At 63.7% G+C, this 16,936-nt stretch carries 17 protein-coding genes; 10 read left to right on the top strand and 7 right to left on the bottom strand.

Annotated elements, in window-relative coordinates; all coding sequences use genetic code 11:
• Nucleotides 1-10 precede the first annotated feature (10 nt).
• Genes JOF55_RS20395 through JOF55_RS20385 form a run of 3 tightly spaced genes read left to right on the top strand, consistent with a single transcriptional unit; the run spans nt 11 to nt 2,838 of the window.
• On the top strand, nt 11-1,204 hold the full coding sequence (locus JOF55_RS20395; RefSeq protein ID WP_374727568.1) for a thiolase family protein: 1,194 nt from the start codon (nt 11-13) through the stop codon (nt 1,202-1,204).
• Between the two features lie 49 nt (nt 1,205-1,253).
• Nucleotides 1,254-2,018 (top strand): SDR family NAD(P)-dependent oxidoreductase, encoded by a 765-nt coding sequence (locus JOF55_RS20390; protein ID WP_310276812.1) that lies wholly within the window; start codon nt 1,254-1,256, stop codon nt 2,016-2,018.
• A gap of 40 nt (nt 2,019-2,058) precedes the next feature.
• Nucleotides 2,059-2,838: a crotonase/enoyl-CoA hydratase family protein gene (locus JOF55_RS20385; RefSeq protein WP_310276809.1), complete on the top strand. Its 780-nt coding sequence runs from the start codon at nt 2,059-2,061 to the stop codon at nt 2,836-2,838.
• Between the two features lie 3 nt (nt 2,839-2,841).
• On the opposite strand, the gene JOF55_RS20380 is transcribed toward JOF55_RS20385, so the two are convergent.
• Nucleotides 2,842-3,606, bottom strand: a complete 765-nt coding sequence (locus JOF55_RS20380) for an enoyl-CoA hydratase/isomerase family protein (RefSeq protein WP_310276806.1) — start codon at nt 3,604-3,606, stop codon at nt 2,842-2,844.
• Nucleotides 3,607-3,728: 122 nt separating this feature from the next.
• On the opposite strand from JOF55_RS20380, the gene JOF55_RS20375 reads away from it, so the two are divergent.
• Nucleotides 3,729-4,469 carry a FadR/GntR family transcriptional regulator gene (locus tag JOF55_RS20375; RefSeq protein WP_310276803.1) on the top strand — a complete coding sequence of 247 codons (741 nt, stop codon included), beginning with the start codon at nt 3,729-3,731 and terminating at the stop codon, nt 4,467-4,469.
• A 27-nt stretch (nt 4,470-4,496) separates the two neighbouring features.
• Here JOF55_RS20375 and JOF55_RS20370 read toward each other — a convergent pair whose 3' ends face one another.
• Nucleotides 4,497-4,688, bottom strand: coding sequence for a ferredoxin (locus JOF55_RS20370; protein ID WP_310276800.1), 192 nt, complete (start codon nt 4,686-4,688; stop codon nt 4,497-4,499).
• Between the two features lie 103 nt (nt 4,689-4,791).
• Here JOF55_RS20370 and JOF55_RS20365 point away from each other — a divergent pair, with 103 nt between their 5' ends.
• From JOF55_RS20365 to JOF55_RS20345, 5 genes are all read left to right on the top strand, one after another.
• Nucleotides 4,792-6,036, top strand: a complete 1,245-nt coding sequence (locus JOF55_RS20365; protein ID WP_310276797.1) for a cytochrome P450 — start codon at nt 4,792-4,794, stop codon at nt 6,034-6,036.
• Between the two features lie 36 nt (nt 6,037-6,072).
• Entirely contained in the window at nt 6,073-7,233 is a 1,161-nt protein-coding gene (locus JOF55_RS20360; RefSeq protein ID WP_310276794.1) for an NAD(P)/FAD-dependent oxidoreductase, read from the top strand.
• A gap of 19 nt (nt 7,234-7,252) precedes the next feature.
• Nucleotides 7,253-8,506 carry an MFS transporter gene (locus JOF55_RS20355; protein WP_310276791.1) on the top strand — a complete coding sequence of 418 codons (1,254 nt, stop codon included), beginning with the start codon at nt 7,253-7,255 and terminating at the stop codon, nt 8,504-8,506.
• A gap of 197 nt (nt 8,507-8,703) precedes the next feature.
• Complete coding sequence (locus JOF55_RS20350) at nt 8,704-9,135, top strand: nuclear transport factor 2 family protein (RefSeq protein WP_310276788.1); 432 nt, start codon at nt 8,704-8,706, stop codon at nt 9,133-9,135.
• Nucleotides 9,136-9,147: 12 nt separating this feature from the next.
• Nucleotides 9,148-9,915, top strand: coding sequence for an SDR family NAD(P)-dependent oxidoreductase (locus JOF55_RS20345; RefSeq protein ID WP_310276785.1), 768 nt, complete (start codon nt 9,148-9,150; stop codon nt 9,913-9,915).
• 133 nt (nt 9,916-10,048) lie between these two features.
• Here JOF55_RS20345 and JOF55_RS20340 read toward each other — a convergent pair whose 3' ends face one another.
• The 4 genes from JOF55_RS20340 to JOF55_RS20325 all read right to left on the bottom strand — a co-directional run bounded on the left by JOF55_RS20340 (nt 10,049) and on the right by JOF55_RS20325 (nt 14,775).
• Entirely contained in the window at nt 10,049-11,335 is a 1,287-nt protein-coding gene (locus tag JOF55_RS20340) for a TRAP transporter large permease (protein ID WP_310278480.1), read from the bottom strand.
• Between the two features lie 190 nt (nt 11,336-11,525).
• On the bottom strand, nt 11,526-12,071 hold the full coding sequence (locus JOF55_RS20335) for a TRAP transporter small permease (RefSeq protein ID WP_310276782.1): 546 nt from the start codon (nt 12,069-12,071) through the stop codon (nt 11,526-11,528).
• A gap of 48 nt (nt 12,072-12,119) precedes the next feature.
• Nucleotides 12,120-13,319 carry a TRAP transporter substrate-binding protein DctP gene (gene dctP / locus JOF55_RS20330; RefSeq protein WP_310278478.1) on the bottom strand — a complete coding sequence of 400 codons (1,200 nt, stop codon included), beginning with the start codon at nt 13,317-13,319 and terminating at the stop codon, nt 12,120-12,122.
• A gap of 1,183 nt (nt 13,320-14,502) precedes the next feature.
• The gene (locus JOF55_RS20325; protein ID WP_310276780.1) at nt 14,503-14,775 is read right to left on the bottom strand and encodes a hypothetical protein; all 273 of its coding nucleotides are present in this window, start codon (nt 14,773-14,775) and stop codon (nt 14,503-14,505) included.
• Between the two features lie 75 nt (nt 14,776-14,850).
• On the opposite strand from JOF55_RS20325, the gene JOF55_RS20320 reads away from it, so the two are divergent.
• Nucleotides 14,851-15,336, top strand: a complete 486-nt coding sequence (locus JOF55_RS20320; RefSeq protein WP_310276777.1) for a hypothetical protein — start codon at nt 14,851-14,853, stop codon at nt 15,334-15,336.
• A 73-nt stretch (nt 15,337-15,409) separates the two neighbouring features.
• Here the strand turns inward: JOF55_RS20320 and JOF55_RS20315 are convergent, their stop codons facing one another.
• Nucleotides 15,410-16,786, bottom strand: coding sequence for a 3-hydroxybutyrate oligomer hydrolase family protein (locus JOF55_RS20315; protein ID WP_310276774.1), 1,377 nt, complete (start codon nt 16,784-16,786; stop codon nt 15,410-15,412).
• Nucleotides 16,787-16,936: the final 150 nt, after the last annotated feature.

Here is a 16,936-nt window from a genome sequence, read left to right as displayed (position 1 = left end):
GGAGACAGCGATGGACCGTGCCGTCATCGTCGACGCCGTCCGCTCACCCATGGGTCGCGGCAAGGCAGCGGGGGCGCTGGCAGGTGTGCACCCGGTCGACCTGCTCGCTCACGTCCTGACACAGCTGGTATCCCGGAACGATCTCGACCCGGCAACGATCGACGACGTGCTCGTGGGCTGCGTCGGGCAGGCCGGCGAGCAGTCCGCAACACCGGGAAGGCAGGCCGTGCTCGCCGCGGGATTTCCCGTGCACGTGCCCTCGGTGACCATCGAGCGCAAGTGCGGGTCCGGACAACAGGCGGTCGATTTCGCCGTCCAGGGCATCCTGTCCGGTCACTACGACATCACCATCGCCGCAGGTGTGGAATCGATGAGCCGGGTTCCGATGGGTTCCGCGCGGATGGGCGCGGAACCGCACGGCGAGGGAGCGCGCAGCCGGTTTCCCGACCTCGTCCCGCAGGGAATCTCGGCCGAGCTGGTGGCGGCGAAGTGGAAGCTGACCCGTGGTGAGCTCGACGACTACTCGGCTCGCTCGCACCAACGCGCGGCACACGCTCGTGCGGCGGGAGATTTCGACGACGAGATCGTGCCCATCCCCGCGCCGGGTGAGCACGGTCCGGTCCCGGTGTCGGCCGACGAGACCATCCGCGAGGGCACCACGGCCGAACGTCTCGGCCGACTCGACCCCGCGTTCGACCTGAACTCCTACCGCGAACGCTTCCCCGAACTGCCCGGAGTGATCAGTGCGGGCAATTCCTCGCAGATCACCGACGGTGCCAGTGCCCTGCTCATCATGTCCGAGCAGCGAGCGAGGGCACTGGGTCTGCGTCCCCGCGCCGCGGTCGTGTCCTCGGCCGTGGTGGGTGACGATCCGACGCTGATGCTCACCGGTCCGATCCCGGCGACCCACAAGGTGCTCGCACGTTCCGGGCTGGCAAGCGATGACATCAGCACCTTCGAGGTCAACGAGGCCTTCGCGCCGGTTCCCTTGGCCTGGCAGCGGGAGTTCGGCATCGAGGAGGCAAGGCTCAATCCCGTTGGCGGCGCCATCGCACTGGGGCATCCGCTCGGCGCCTCGGGCTGCCGACTCATGACCACGATGATCCACCACCTCTCCCGCACCGGTGGACGCTACGGGCTGCAGACGATGTGCGAGGCCGGCGGCATGGCCAACGCCACGATCATCGAATCCCTGACCGACTGACCCACGTGGGAAGCCGGATTCCCGCAGCAATGACGAAAGCAGGAAAAAGATGCAGTTGAACAATGCAACGGCCGTGGTCACCGGCGGAGCCTCGGGACTGGGGCTGGCCACCGTGCAGCGATTCATCGACCGCGAAGTGCCCACCGTGATCGTCGACCTGCCGAGCTCGGACGGCGAGCGCGTGGCCGAGAAACTGGGGGATCTCGCGCACTTCGCTCCGGCCGATGTCACCGACCCCGACGCCGTCGGCCAAGCGCTCGATCTCGCCGAATCCGCCGGACCGATCCGTGCCCTGGTGCACTGTGCCGGACGTGGTGGGACGGTGCGGGTGGTCGAGAAGGACGGTTCTCCCGGATCGCTCGACGATTACGAATCCATCGTGCGCACGAACCTGATCGGCACGTTCAACACGGTGCGCATGGCCGCCGCGCGGATGGTGACCAACGAGCCGCTCGAGGGCGAACGCGGCGTCTGTGTCCTGACCGCCTCGGTGGCGGCCTGGGAAGGTCAGATCGGCCAGATCCCGTATGCCTCGGCCAAGTCGGGCGTGGTCGGCATGACCCTCGTCGCGGCCCGGGACCTGGCGCGCAAAATGGTCCGGGTCTGCTCGATCGCTCCGGGAACCTTCGACACCCCGATTCTGGCTCGGTTCTCCGATGAGATCCGCGACGGCCTCGCCAAGCAGGTTCCGCATCCGCAGCGGATGGGCAAACCCGAGGAGTTCGCCGAGCTGGCCCAGCACATCATCGACAACGCCATGCTCAACGGCGAGACCATCCGTCTCGACGGCGCCATCCGCATGCCGCCCAAGTGATCCTTTCCCTCCTACCACCCGCACACAGCAAGGAGTCACCGTGTCCGAAACTTCCGACACCCCTGTCGTCCTGACCGAGCAGATCGACGGTGTCCAGATCGTCACCATCAACCGGCCGGAATCCCGCAACGCGGTCAACAGCGCGACCGCCGAGGCCATCGCCGCGGCCATGGACGAACTCGACAATCGCAGCGACCTGGTCGCCGGAATCATCACCGGTGCGGGCAAGGGGTTCTGCGCGGGGATGGATCTCAAGGCCTTTCTCGCCGGCGAGCGCCCGTCGGTGCCCGGGCGTGGATTCGCCGGAATCGTCGAACGCCCCCCGGACAAGCCGTTGATCGCCGCTGTCGAGGGCCACGCCATCGCGGGCGGTTTCGAGATCGTGCTGGCCTGCGATCTGATCGTCGCTTCGGAGGAAGCCGTCTTCGGGCTGCCCGAGGTCAAACGCGGACTGGTTGCCGCGGGTGGCGGGTTGCTTCGGCTGCACGAACGGGTGCCCTATCACCTTGCTGTGGAATGGGCGCTGACCGGCGAGCTCATCCCCGCCCGGAGTGCGCACGAGGCGCATCTGATCAATCGTCTCACCGCCGCCGGGCAGGCTCGCGACACCGCGCTGGAACTTGCTCGCACCGTTGCCTGCAACGGTCCACTGGCCGTACGCGCGACCAAGGAGATCATCCGCGCCTCAGGCGATTGGCCCTCCGATGAGGCCTTCGGGCGTCAGCAGAAGATCAGCGAGCCGGTCCGCTCTTCTGCCGACGCCCGCGAGGGGGCGCTCGCGTTCAAGGAGAAGCGAGCCCCCCGCTGGCAAGGGAAGTGAGGCTCACTCCGGCTCGGGGAAACCGGGGCGCCGCTTTTCCAGGAAAGCGGTGGCCCCCTCGACCATATCGGCGCTTCCCACAGCCTGCACGAGCATGCCCAGCCCCGAGCTGAAGGAGTCCCGCGCGGAGTTCCACCAGATGTTGGAGCTGATCTTGGTGATCTCCAGGTACCGCGGGCTGAGCATCGCCAACTCATCGCACCACGCCGTGACGGAGTCGACGAGCTGATCGTCCTCGACCACCTCGTTGATCAGGCCGATGTCCTCGGCCTGCTCGGCCGAGTACCGCCGGCAGAGCATCGCCATCTCCTTGGCCCGCTTCTCCCCGATCTGCACGCCCAGAACATTGGTGGCGCCGGTGACCGGAGCACTGCCCACCTTCGGTCCGGTTTGCCCGAAGGTGGCCGAGCGGGCGGCGATCGCCAGATCACAGGCCATCACGAGCTCGTTGCCACCGCCGGCAGCGGCACCGTTCACCGCGGCGATCACCGGCCGTGGACAGGTACGGATGGCATCGAGCATCTGCAACGACGACTGGTAGAGCCCACGCATCTCCCCGGTCGTCGGCGTGCCCAACTGCTGCAGCGAACCACCGGCGCAGAAGCTGCCGTCCGATCCGGTGATGACCACCGTCCGCATGGAAGCGGCGTCCTGCAAAGCCTCGGTGATGGCGCCGGACATGGCGGGATCGAAGGCATTGCGGCGCTCGGGGCGGTTCAGGCGGATCCACAGGGTGTCGCCTTTTCGTTCGGTCAGGATATCTGCCATGAGCCCTTCTCCTTCTCGTCGGGTCTCTCCGGTCGTACCGCTCGGACAAAACCGGACAAGTATGATGTAATCATTATCATGATAATCCTTGTTGTGAAACCAATATCCCAACAGGAGGGGACATGAGCACAAGCAACAAGCGGACAAAGACCGCCGTGTTCGTCGCGCAGCGCATCGTGCGCGACATCGGACGCGATCTACTCGCCCCGGGGGACCTGCTTCCCCCCGAGCGAACGATGCTGGAGAACTACGACGTCGGCCGCGGCACACTCCGCGAAGCACTGCGGCTGCTGGAGTTCCAAGGGGTGATCGCCCTCAAGCCGGGCCCGCGGGGAGGCCCCGTCCTCCTCGACCCCGATGCCACCCACCTCGCCAGCACGGTCGTGCTGCTCATGCAGATGAAAAAGGCCCCATTTCAGACCATCGTCGAAGTCCGGTCGGCACTCGAACCCATGATCAGCTGCCTCGCTGCAGAGCGGATCACCGACGAGTCACTCCGGGAACTCGGCTCCACCATCGACCAGATGCGCGACAATCTCGACGACCAGTCCGTGTTCCTGGAGGCCAACAAGCGGTTCCACGACACCATCGCGTGGTCCTCGGGAAACACCTTGTTCGGCTACATGCTCGACTCGCTGCTGGGGATCATGGACGGCACCGTCATCGGCATCGACTACCCGACTCACCGACGGTCGGCGATCATCACAGCCCACCAGGAGATCCTCGAGGCGCTGAGCAAGCGGGACCCGCAGGAGTCGGAACGGCACATGCGGGAGCACATCGATGCCTACACCCGCTATGCTCAGCGCAAGTACCCCGAGGTACTCACCCAGGTCATCGACTGGGACAGCACGCCGCGCTGAGAGCCGACACAGCACCCATCGTGCGCGTCATTCGACGCTGATCGCCCGTTCGGGACAGGCGTCCGCGCCGCTGCGCGCCGCCTCGGCGAGGTCCGAACCGACCTCCTCGTGAAGTGGGTAGGCATGTCCGTCCTCGTCCCGCAGGGCGAACACTTCGGGAGAGGTCATCTGGCACAGCCCATGTCCCTGACACTGACCGGCATCGACCTGAACACGCATGATTCCTCCTTGCCGGAAACATTTCCCGTGACATTGACAACAGCGATATCTAGTATAACCATTATCACTTGAACAGCAACCGCGACGGAAGGACACCGGACGCATGACCGGCGAGCAGCGCTGCCCCGTGATCCACTTCGACCACAACTCGCAAGAGCACTCGGAGGATCCCGTCGCCTCGTACCGCGCCCTGCGAAAGAGCCACGGGTTGGGCTGGACCGAAGCTCACGGCGGATACTGGGTCCTGGCCGACTACGAGAGCGTGTTCGAAGCCGCCCGCAACGACGACGTGTTCTCCTCGGAACGCAACTCCTCCGGCGGGGAGGGCCTGTCCGTGGTCATCCCCAAAACACCGATGCACTACCACATCCCCATCGAAGTCGATCCGCCGAACTTTCGGAAGTACCGCAAGATTGTCAATCGCATAACATCGCCTGCCGCGGTCGAGCAGATGCGGGGGATGGTGGAGCATCACGTCACGGCGTTCATCGACAGCGTCATCGAAAGCGGCGAGTGCGACCTCACCTCCGTCATCGGCGTGCCCGCGCTGGTCACCATCGATTGGCTGGGACTTCCGATCGAGGACTGGAAGCGCTACTCCAGGGCCCATCATGCGGTGCTGGCCGCGGTGCCGGGCAGCGAGGAGTACACCCAGGCCACCCAGGTCGACCTCCCTTACCTGTCCGAACAGATGTGGCAGACGATCGCCGCCCGGCGAGCAGATCCGCAGGACGACGTCATCAGCTACCTGGTCGCCCAGGAGGTCGACGAGCGGTCGATCACCGACGACGAGGTGTTCTCCATCGTCGAACTGCTGATCGCAGGCGGGGTCGGCACGACGGCGTCGCTGGTGAGCCAGACCCTGGTGTGGCTCGCCCGGCACACCGATGTGCGCCGGCGTCTGATCGACGACCCGAGCCTGCTCGACCGGGCCGTGGAGGAGTTCCTGCGCTACTTCTCACCGACGCAGGCACTGGCCAGGACGGTCACCGAGGACACCGAGTTCCGGGGTTGCCCGATGCAGGAAGGCGACCGGGTGCTGTTGTCGTGGTCCTCGGCCAATCGCGACGAGGGACAGTTCGACAATCCCGACGACATCGACATCGACCGGTGGCCGAACCGGCACACGGCGTTCGGGGTCGGCATCCACCGCTGTGCCGGCTCCCATCTCGGCAGGCTGATGGCCAAGACACTGCTGTCCTCGGTGCTGACCCGCATGCCCGACTACACCGTGGACTTCGATGCGTTGCAACGCTATCCGCACCAGGGCACCAACATGGGTTACGTCCGCATCCCGGCACGGTTCACTCCCGGAAAGCGCCTGTTGTCCGATTCGCAGCACCGCTGAACCATCGCTGAACCACCGAGGGAGGTAAGGCATCCGATGGACCGGATCGTCATCGCAGGCGGTGGGCTGGCCGCGACAAGGACGTGCGAGCAATTGCGCTCGAAGGGGTATGCGGGTGAGCTGATCATGCTCGGCTCCGAGCGGTATGCGCCCTACGACCGCCCCCCGCTGACCAAGGCCGTACTGGCCGGGGAACACGACACGACTTTGCGCACCGACTTCGATGCTCTGTCGGTGGATGTGCGACTCGGCACGAGCGCCACCGGCCTGGATCCGCAGGCACGGATCGTGCAGACCACCGGCGGCGAGTTGGCCTATGACGCACTCGTCATTGCGACCGGAGCCTTCCCCGCACGACTCCCCGGATCTGGGCGCCAGTTCACGGTGCGGACCTGCGAGGATGCTGCCGCACTCCGGGCGGAACTCCGGCCCGGCCGACGCGTGGTGCTGGCCGGGGCCAGCTGGATCAGTGCCGAAATCGCCACCGCAGCGTTGAAGCAGGGCTGCTCGGTGACCTGCGTGGAACAAGGGCGCGCCCCGTTCGAGCTCGCGCTCGGTTCGGAGATCGCCGAATTGCTCCGGCCATGGTGGTCCGAGGTGGATCTACGTCTGGGCGTCGAGGTGGAAGAGATCACCGAGCACGGAGTGCATCTGCTCGGTGGTGAGCACCTGGACGCGGATGTGGTCGTCACCGGAATCGGCGTGCGTCCGGAGAGCTCCTGGCTCGAGGGGTCGGGAGTGGCCCTGGAGCGCGGCGTGCTCGTCGACGAGCACCTGCGGACATCACAGCCCGGCGTCCATGCTCTCGGAGATGTCGCGGCCCGGTGGTCACCGCGCTGGAACGCACGCCTGCGCGTCGAGCACTGGGATGATGCACGCGCTGCAGCGGAGACCGTCGCGGGAACGGTTCTTGCCGGTCCATCGGAGGAATTGCCCGTACACGACCCCGTTCCCTACTTCTGGAGCGATCAGTTCGGCCACAAGCTCCAGTACGTCGGCCACCACACGCCCACGGACACCGTCCTCGTTCGCGGCGACGACACCGAGAAATGGGCAGCCGCCTGGCTCGACACCGACGGCAAGCTCACCGCGCATCTCAGCATCGACCAGCCAAGGCGGATGATCGAGGCACGAAAGGCCATCGACGCCGGGACGGTTCCGGACGGAATCCCCATCGATTCGACCATCATTCGGTGACACGGTCCCGATGAATCCAATGCCGCCTGCACAGGCCGGGGCGCACATTCGGCTCCCGGCATGGCTGCTCGTGTCCATCGTTGCAGCGATCGGATTCAATCTACGAGCGACGTTGGGAGCCATTCCGCCACTGCTCGACTCCATCGGCGAGGACCTCGTGCTCTCGGCGAGCACCGCAGCGCTGTTGACCTCGGTACCGATCCTGTGCATGGGGCTGTTCGCCCCGGTCTCGCAGCTCGTTGCCGCACGGATCGGTGCGGAAGGCACTGCGGCGATACTGCTCGGCGTGCTCGCGGTCAGCAGTCTCATGCGTTTCTGGGTCGGCTCGATCGAGACCCTGCTCTTCTCGACCGCTTTGGCGGGCATCGGGATGGGCGGGATCTCCTCACTGATGCCCGGGCTCATCTTCCACCACCTACCCCGTATTCCGGGAGCCGCAACGGGCGTCTACTCGATGGCGATGGCAGGGGGCGTGGCCATCGCAGCGTGGATCGCCGGTCCCACCGCGGACCTGCTCGGAGGCTGGCGTCCCGCCCTGGCCCTGTGGGGCTTGGCCGCAGGCATCACCACCATTTGCTGGTCGGCCTTGCTTCCGCGGCTGTCCGCCGCTGCGCCACGGGATCCGGTGCTTCAGGGGGTGGCGCGTGGGCGACTCCCCTGGCACAGCCCCACAGCACGCCGGATCACCACGTTCACCACTCTGAACATGCTGATCGGCTTCAGTGGAGTAGCTTGGATCGCTCCGACGTTCGTCCACCATGGCTTCTCGCCACAGCATGCTGCCGGTCTTTTCGCTCTCTTCCAGATCATCCAGCTCGGCGCGATGCTGAGCCTGCCGCTGCTGACCGACTTCACACGAGACCGGCGCCCACTGCTGGCGCTCACCGTGGTCAGTACCGGCACAGGACTCTCGCTCATGGTGCTGGCCCCCACCACGCTCGCACTCCCGGCGGTCATGCTGTTCGGAACCGGTGTCGGTGGCGCGTCCTCCCTGGCCCTGATTCTGATCCAGGATGCGACGAGCACCCAATCCGAAGCCGGCCGCCTGGGCGCCATGGTTCTGTCCGTGTCATTTCTTGCCGGTGCCGCGGGCCCACTGCTACTCGGTTCAATGCGCGATCTGACCGGTGGGTTTACTGCAGGATACGGCATCCTGCTGATGCTCAGCGTTGCATGCCTGGCGATGCTTCCGGTATTCCGACCAGGGCGGACGGTCAACGACGTCCTCCCGCACACGCCACCGCTCCCCGGTATCGATACGGCCGGCGGATGAGCGATGTCTTCGAGGGAATAAAATCAAAGATGCTCAATCTACTACCGTGGCCGGCACTGCAGATTCTCGAACGCAGCGCCGGCCCGCTTGGCCACCACAAATTCGACAGTGTACTTCTTCCCGCCATGCCCGGAATTTCACCTCGCAGCGGAATTCCACGCAGATCGGCACCGGAGCCGGAGGAGTGATCGAGAACCATGACGATCGAGAATGCTGCAGCGCTTGAAATGTTGTTGCATCGCCAGCAAGCACAGGACACCCTACATGCATATGCCCGTGCGGTGGATACTCATGACCTGACCGACCTGCAGCGCCTGATTACCGACGATGTCGAACTGGAACGTGTGGACGGCGTGCGCGTGGGCAGCGAATCTTTTCTGAAGTTCTATCGCGGCGTCTTCGATTCGGAGATACGGTGGAGCAAACATCTAATCACGAACGTGGACATCGAGCTCGCAGGTGACCGCGCGTATGTGACCGCGTATTTCGAGGCGGCCATGGAGTCGACGAGCGCGCAATGGATCGTGTTCGGCGAGTACAGCGACATCGTACAGCTGATCGGAGGTCAATGGCTAATCGCTCGAAAGCAGATAGACGTACAGCGCAGCATACATCTGACATCGACATGAAGGAGCCGGCCAATGGCTGACACGAGCACTTCCGGGTCCATCATGGTCACCGGAGCTGCACGGGGAATTGGTGCCGCCATCGCCGAGCGATTCGCTCGCAGCGGTTTCACGGTCTTCGGGCTCGATCGTGACGCGGAAGCGATCGAGCGTTCAGCACGCTCCTGGCCAGGTCCCGGATCGCACACTGCAGTCGAGGCGGATGTGGTCGACGAGTCTGCGGTGACCGCAGCATGCGCACGCGCAGCAGCCGTGCCGGGCGGCCTGCGTGCCTTCATCGGCAATGCCGGTCACCATGAGTCCGGCCCCAGCTTCGACTACTCGCTCGAATCATGGCGAAAGATGCTGGACGTACATTTGACGGGGTGTTTCGTGGGTGCGCGACAAGCCGCATCGGCGATGTCGAACGGCGGATCGATCATCGTTCTGTCCTCCATCAACGGTCATGTCGGCTTTCCGGGGCGCGCGGCGTATGGTGCGGCCAAGGCCGGCGTGGCCGGACTGGTCCGAAGCCTCGCATCCGAGTGGGCACCGGACGGAGTGCGAGTGAATGGTATTGCCCCGGGATCGATCGAGACACCACTGTCGTCGAAGGCGATTCGCCGAGGCGTCATCAACTCGGACAGCTTCCTGAACCGCATACCGATGAACCGGTTCGGAAAACCCGAGGAAGTCGCCGAGCTGGCGTATTTCCTCGGTACACCACTGTCGAGTTACATCACGGGAGTCGTTGTGCCGATCGACGGTGGCTGGCTGGCACAAGGTATAGCGGCCGACAGCTGAGCGCCGTATCGAGTGCAAGCATCAGGACCAGCGGGGAACGCACCGAGCGTGCTCGGTGCGTTCCCCGATTCGAATGCCCACACCGCGGCAATGTGCCCGAACTTCGGCAAGCACTCCGTCCCGGATCAACTGCTTAATCCATGAGTCCGGGAAGCCACAGCACGAACTCGGGATATAGCACCATCGCGAGAGCAACCAACAACGTAACGGGGTAGAACCACGAAACTCCCCGGAATGCTTCACTCAGGCTCAGGTTGACTCCGCTGTCCCGCGCAATGCGGTGCACCGCGAAGACAAGGATGCCGACCGGTGGAGTGAGCACGGCAAGTTCACCGAGAAGGACGACGAACACGCCGAACACAATCGGATCGATCCCGACAGCGGTTGCCACCGGCAACAGGATAGGGACCGTGATCAGCATCATGGCCATGGGATCCATGAACATTCCCAGAGCCAGATACATCACCAGTACCAGGAGCATGAAATGGACAGGACCCGCGTTCGCGCTTTCCAACCACTCGGCGAAGCCACGAGGCAACCCGCTCAAGGCCATGAAACGCCCGAACATCGCACCACCGATGAGGATCAGGAAAACCGCACCGACCGCAACGGCGGTATCTCTCGTCGCAGGCAGGACGGATTTGACCAGTACCGATGGCCCTCGTAATACGAGTACGACGAACATCGCGGCGAGCACACCGTACGCGCCGGCCTCGGTGGACGTGAAGACACCTTGATACAGCCCCCCGAGAACGACGACGATGAGCAGCAGGACCGGCCAGATCCCCACCCCCTTACGGAGTCGTTCCAGGCCGCGCAGTCGTGCCTCCCCCGATGTGGGGGCGATCCGTGGCCGCATGAGAACAATTGCCACCATCATCAGCGCGTAGACCGCGTGCACCGCGATACCGGGTACAAAACCGGCAATCAGCTGCTGCCCGACAGGCACTTGAGCAATTCCGGCGTAGACGACGAGCAGGATGCTCGGCGGAATGAGCTGCCCACCGGTACCCGCCGTCAGTACGGCAGCAGCCGAAAAGCGACGATCATATCCATTGCGGACCATCTCGGGAATAGCGATTCTACCGACCGTATACGTGATGCCGAGCGTGGAACCGCTCGCCGCGCCCATGGCGGCACCGGCGAAATTCGTACTGATCGCCAAGCCACCGGGAAACCGCCCCAGAAGCGCGCGGACGGCCTGAAAGATGTCCCGTGCCACACCGCTTCGCTCAAGCAACATGCCCATGAGCACAAACATCGGGATGACGCTGAGAGCCCAACTAGCGGATGTCGTCCACGGAGAATTCTGCAGGGTATTGACGGCACCGGAGAGACTTCCCATTCCCCAGAGGCCGAGAACTCCCGTGATCCCCAATGCGATCCCAACCGGAACACGCAGGAGCAACAGCCAGAACATCAGGACAATGGCTGCAATGCCCTGCACCTCACCGGCGACGTCACCAAACATGGCAACGACACCGCCGACAATCACGATAGGTGACAGCAACACAACCGCAGAACTGAAACGTCGCATGCCGGCCGACGCAGTGCCGTCCTGCTGTGACTCCTGCTGATGTCCCGTACCCGACCCGAACTCCGTAATGGTGTCACTCATCCGAGATGCTCCTTCGGCATTGACAGAGTCGCAGAGCTCTCGTGACGGCTGCGACCGCAAGTGCGAAGAATCCGAGCGGAACAGCGAAGCGAACAGGCCAAATCGGAAGACTGCCAACCGTTGTGTACTCTCCGAGTTCCATCTGCACGAGCGCTTCCTGCAGCCCCATGTAGGCAAGCAGGAGACCGAATCCGGCGACGACAGCCAACACGACTGGCTCGATCAACCGCTTCATCGCCGGCGGCAGGGAATCGATCACGAAATCCACCCGGATCTGACTGCCCTCCCGCTGCGCCATGGCCAGGCCGAGGATCGCTATCGGCGCCATCCACCAGTTTGTGACCATGGCATTCGCTGCCTGGATACCGGCACCGGCCAAGTACCTCAGTGCCACATTGAGGACCACCGTCAGCAGAAGCAAGATTACCGCTGTCCCCGCCAGTACCGTGACGAATCCCCAGAACCCTCGTGACAGGTATCGGCCGATGACTGTTACTTGCCGATGACCGGCAGCACGAACCGTGCCCGTCGACTCCATACTCGACTCCTTCCACGCAGAGGACCCGGATTTATGGCGGGAAACCCGTCATTTGATTTCCGACAACAGCGGCGCGTACGCCTCCTGCATAACCCGATCCAACCAGGGGTCGAGATTGATCTCCGGTGGCTGCGAGCCGCTGCCGAGGCTTTCCATCCAGTCACGAAGGCCCGTACCATCGGTATTGAATCCGAGCTCCTGAATGATCCCGAGCCATTTTCCGTGAAGCTGCTCGTAACGATCAAGGAGCGCAGCCGGGTTCTGCACACCTTCGGGCGCGCTCTCGATCATGCTTTCGCGTACGCGCTCGTGGTGCTTGTCGACCTTCGCCTGGATCTCGGGACTGGGTTCGAGCATTTCGACTCCGTGCTGCGGAGCCTTTGCCGCGAACCGCCAGTACTTGTCCAATTGCTGCTGGACGAAAGTCTCGATCCAGACGCGGACATTGCTCAGCAATTCCCGGCGTTCCTCCGCGGACAGCTCCTTCCAGGTGGATCGACTGATGGCGATGGCATCCTGATTCCAGCCCGTCAAGCTCACCGGAACGTAGTGTCCGCCGAGTTCCCACAGTCCCGAATCGATATAGTGGGTCGGATAGGTCATCACGCAATCGACGACACCGCGTTGGTAACCCTCGTAGATCTCTGCAGCAGGCAGAGTAACCGGCTGCGCACCGAGGTTCTCCGCTTCCTTGACCCAGGTTTCTCCCGCGACCCGGATCGGGGTTCCCTGCAAATCCTGCAAGGACGTGATGGAGTTTCGGCAGAACAGGTCGTACTGCTGCACCAGCGCCAGTGGTGCCACATACCGGATCCCGAGCTCTTTCAGTTCCTCCTCCAGGACCCGGGAGTTCAATGCAAACTCCAGATGGGCACCGATCTGTTGAAGGAGCCCTGCTGGGAATGCCCTGGTGCTTTGGTGGGCAGCCGATGCGAGCCAGTTGGTGATCGGGAATTTTTCCGGGCTGGCCGGTGGCTGCAGCCGAGCCATGTCCAGTAGGCCGTCCCGCATCGCACCGGCAACCTGGTCGGAGTCCACGACGCTGTTGGACCAATGATACTCGAACTTCACTCGGCCATCGGTCGCCTCGGTAACCGCGTCTCCGTACGCCTTGGTCGCATCGGCGAAAGCGTTGCCCGGGGCGTAGAGCTCCTGGAATCGAAGTGTTGCCGTGGCAGAGCCACCCTGCCCGCTAGTACATGCCGCAGACAAGAGACCAACCAGGATAACCCCGGTGACCCTCCGCATCACTCGGCGTCGGTGTCTGACGCCCCTCCCCTGCTTGCGAGAAGCCCAGGATCCACCTCGTCCTGACATCGTCCACCAGCCATTCAAAGCCAAAATCGAGACTAATCATTATCATACTTAGAATCCAAGCCGGTGCATCCGATGTCAAGAGCGAACACTCCATCGAAATCGTGCACAGCACGAGCGCAAGCATGTACTCAACGTGGTTGCTGTGCGCGTTGCGCGGCAGATCACTCGCGCCGACCACGCCCACACCGGGCACCTCGGCGGCTTGGTGCACTCCGAGGTTCCAGCACGGCAGAACCGGACTGCCCGCTCCTGTCAAACATCACAGCCACACCGCCTCAGCCGGGAAGCGACCACCTGATTCGAGACTGAAAACCAAGTTGAAGTGCCCCACCTTCGGAGACAGTGCCCGGCGAGGTCAGGGAATGTGACCTGAACTGGGGTGATGTGGGTGACACGGTGAGGCACCCGGAACCGATGCCCGCCGTGGGGGCCGGACCCGCCCGGAGAGGTGAATCACGGCTCGACCCAGTCCACAATGGTCTGTGTAGCTGCCGCGACATCGCCGAGGACGTCCCCCAGGAAATTCTTCATGGGCAGAACGTCGAAATGCCGTCGATGGTTGCTTCGTGGAACGACTCATCAGCGAAGGCCCATCGGGCGGCGGAAGCAATGATCCCCATGATTTTCACATGCTACCGAAGCGGGACAATTCGGTGGAATATTCCAGGAGGACCTACTGCGTCAGCGATAGCTCGCGATGCCGCCTTGGGAGTGCTACTCCTATTGTGTTCGGGTGTTGACGCGTGTCGGCCTCGCAGTCGAGGATCCCCCTCGGACGTTGACGATCATGCCGGAAAATGACCGAACTGCGGAGGCGAATGCTGAGTTCGTAACTATGGCGCGTTGTCCGCGGCGGTGCGGTTGCCACCTCATGTCGGTTCTTGTGTGGTGAGCACATCGATGCTTGATTACCATTTGTACCCGAATTTCCGTATTCTGGAATACCGTCAAAGTCATCTTGACATGCATCGAGATTTCTTATTTCGATAAGTTTCGGCCAGCGACGGCCGGTTTTCGCGTGAAAGAGTCGTGTGCGGCGTGTTCTGCCTCTGCAATATCGCGGGTGCGGCAAGACCTATCACGCCAGCCCCGGTGATCTTCCGGACTTCGTGGTTCAAGATGTCGCCGGGCTGAAAATGCCCTGGAAAAGGCCGGTGATGGGGACATCATCCGGATCAAGGACGACGCGCACATCACCCGCGGCGACCGCGTACGGTTCACCGGCCTGCGGATCCAGGGACCGCGACTGGCGAACTACTGGGACCCGGAAGGATACGACGGCAACCCCTACGACGATGAGGCCTACGACAATTACCTGATCGGCGGCATTCACTTCCTCGGTGAAAACTGTCGCGTGGACAACTGTCAGATGTATGGCTTCACCCACGCCGCGATCTCCGTCGGAGGCGGAAACTACCCCGTGCATGCCCGGGTGGACCACTGCAGCATCCACAACAATCCCATGGAACACTATGGTTACGGGGTGAACCTGTACAACGGGGAGTCCCTGATCGAGTGGAACTACTTCGACTACAATCGGCACTCGATCGCCGGATTCGGCTACTCCAGCAACGGCTACACGGCCCGCTACAACCTGGTCGGCAAGCACCCGATCAGCCATGCCTTCGACATGCACGGGCTGAATCAGAATACCGGCGACGACAGCAAGGTCGCCGGCGGTACCATCGCGATTCACCACAATACGTTCCAGTTCACCATGGACGTCTTTCCCGACAGTCGCCACCAGGAAGCCATCGCGATCCGCGGCATTCCGGATAATCGCTGCGATATCGACAAGAACTGGTTCTACCACGAGTCAAAACCCGTCGAGGTCAACAAACGGGGAAACGCCTACCGACAGGAAAACGACCGATGGATGCACGTCTGGGCATCGGGCAACCACTTCGGCCGTGACGAACCCGCTCCGGGCATCGGACACCCACGCTGACCACACAACTCCTCGCAGCAGGGTGCAACCGAGAGGAGAATCTCCGCGCCGGGTGGTCCGCACTCGGCGCGGATCATCCCAACCGGCACCGGGTCAGCAGCTCGGCCGGGGTCGCGTCGGCCGGGCGCGCGACGGTTCCGGAAGGCGGCGGCTGCACGCCCTGCGCAAGCCAGCTCTCCAGTGCCACGAACGCCGAGCGATGGCACGGCGTCAACGGACGCAATCGCTTCGGAAACTCGTCCACCAGCCCGTCGACGTGGTTGCCTCCCTCGATGCGGTAGTAGCGGTACAGCGAGTTTCGGCCTTCTTCACGCACCATGTCGGCGTAGAGGTCCGAATCGGTCCCGATCGGCAGCAGTGTGTCCAGGGTGCCGTGAATGGTGATCAGCGGGCGTTTGATGCGGCCGGTCAGTGCGATCTTCTCGATGGCCGGGGCGACGATGTCCTTGCGGGCCGAGTAGTCGTAATCGGCGGGCTCACCCTGATAACTCGGGTCGAGCTCTTTGCGGTAGATGCGCTGGGTGAGTTCCCAGTAGATCTCGTGGTGATACGGCCACAGGAATTCCGAACCGGGCGCGAAACCCGCCTCGATCATCGCGGCGTGCGCCTCGTCGGCATCCGAACCCCCGTCGGCATAGCGCGGATACGCACGCAGGGCCTTCGGCAGGTACCCGAGCAGGTTCGGGGCCTGTACTCGCCACAGCGTGCCTTCCCAGTCGACGCCACCGTCGTAGAGGCCGGGCCGGTTCTCCAACTGCCAGCGAACCAGGTACCCCCCGTTGGACAGCCCGGTGACGAGGGTGTTCTGGGGTGCGCGGCCGTAGCGCTGGGCGACGACGGCCTTCGCCGCGATCGTCAGCTGCGTCACCCGCCGGTTCCACTCGGCGATGGCATCGCCGGGCCGCTCGCCATCCCGGTGGAAGTCCAGACCGGTGTTGCCCTTGTCGGTGGCGGCGAACGCGTAACCGCGCGCCAGCACCCAGTCGGCGATGGCACGGTCGTTGGCGTACTGCTGTCGGTTACCGGGGCTGCCGCTGACGACCAGACCCCCGTTGAAATCGTCGGGCAACCGGATGACGAACTGGGAGTCGTGGTTCCAGCCGTGGGTGTTGTTGGTGTGCGAATCGTCCGGGAAGTAGCCGTCGATCTGAATCCCGGGCACACCGCGCGGTGTCGGCAACCCGGCCGGGGTCAGGCCGGACCAGTCGGCGGGATCGGTGTGCCCGGAAGACACGGTGCCCGCCGTGGTCAACTCCGGCAGACAGGAGCGCTGCTGGTGTGCCGCCCCCGGAACCCGCAGACGCTCCATCCCCGCGCAACGGCCGTCCCTTTCCGCACCGGCAGGAAAACCCGCCGCAGAGGTCAGCAGGCAGGCAGCCAACACCGGGGCCACCACGGCAGCACCCCTCCGAGCACCGAATCCACGACGAAACCCGAGTACGGATCGCACGAGACCTCCTCCAGGCCGATGAGCCGACCACTCGAAGGTAGGCAGCCGGCACGACAGAAGGAATGGGACGAATCCACACGAACCACAACAGCGCTATGGGGAATCGGGACATGCGACGTCGATCCCCGATCGATGGCCGGATCGGCGTCG

The sequence above is a fragment of the Haloactinomyces albus genome, assembly GCF_031458135.1.
Taxonomy (GTDB): domain Bacteria; phylum Actinomycetota; class Actinomycetes; order Mycobacteriales; family Pseudonocardiaceae; genus Haloactinomyces; species Haloactinomyces albus.
This window is presented reverse-complemented; position numbering and strand designations above follow the sequence as displayed.

What these genes read in the sequence shown, in the direction of transcription:
- JOF55_RS20355 (WP_310276791.1), top strand. Translation starts at nt 7,253, where the DNA reads ATGCCGCCTGCACAGGCCGGGGCGCACATTCGGCTCCCGGCATGGCTG.
- JOF55_RS20350 (WP_310276788.1), top strand. Translation starts at nt 8,704, where the DNA reads ATGACGATCGAGAATGCTGCAGCGCTTGAAATGTTGTTGCATCGCCAG.
- JOF55_RS20345 (WP_310276785.1), top strand. Translation starts at nt 9,148, where the DNA reads ATGGCTGACACGAGCACTTCCGGGTCCATCATGGTCACCGGAGCTGCA.
- JOF55_RS20340 (WP_310278480.1), bottom strand. Translation starts at nt 11,335, where the DNA reads ATGTTCTGGCTGTTGCTCCTGCGTGTTCCGGTTGGGATCGCATTGGGG.
- JOF55_RS20395 (WP_374727568.1), top strand. Translation starts at nt 11, where the DNA reads ATGGACCGTGCCGTCATCGTCGACGCCGTCCGCTCACCCATGGGTCGC.
- JOF55_RS20320 (WP_310276777.1), top strand. Translation starts at nt 14,851, where the DNA reads ATGGAACACTATGGTTACGGGGTGAACCTGTACAACGGGGAGTCCCTG.
- JOF55_RS20375 (WP_310276803.1), top strand. Translation starts at nt 3,729, where the DNA reads ATGAGCACAAGCAACAAGCGGACAAAGACCGCCGTGTTCGTCGCGCAG.
- JOF55_RS20390 (WP_310276812.1), top strand. Translation starts at nt 1,254, where the DNA reads ATGCAGTTGAACAATGCAACGGCCGTGGTCACCGGCGGAGCCTCGGGA.
- dctP (WP_310278478.1), bottom strand. Translation starts at nt 13,319, where the DNA reads ATGCGGAGGGTCACCGGGGTTATCCTGGTTGGTCTCTTGTCTGCGGCA.
- JOF55_RS20370 (WP_310276800.1), bottom strand. Translation starts at nt 4,688, where the DNA reads ATGCGTGTTCAGGTCGATGCCGGTCAGTGTCAGGGACATGGGCTGTGC.
- JOF55_RS20360 (WP_310276794.1), top strand. Translation starts at nt 6,073, where the DNA reads ATGGACCGGATCGTCATCGCAGGCGGTGGGCTGGCCGCGACAAGGACG.
- JOF55_RS20380 (WP_310276806.1), bottom strand. Translation starts at nt 3,606, where the DNA reads ATGGCAGATATCCTGACCGAACGAAAAGGCGACACCCTGTGGATCCGC.
- JOF55_RS20335 (WP_310276782.1), bottom strand. Translation starts at nt 12,071, where the DNA reads ATGGAGTCGACGGGCACGGTTCGTGCTGCCGGTCATCGGCAAGTAACA.
- JOF55_RS20365 (WP_310276797.1), top strand. Translation starts at nt 4,792, where the DNA reads ATGACCGGCGAGCAGCGCTGCCCCGTGATCCACTTCGACCACAACTCG.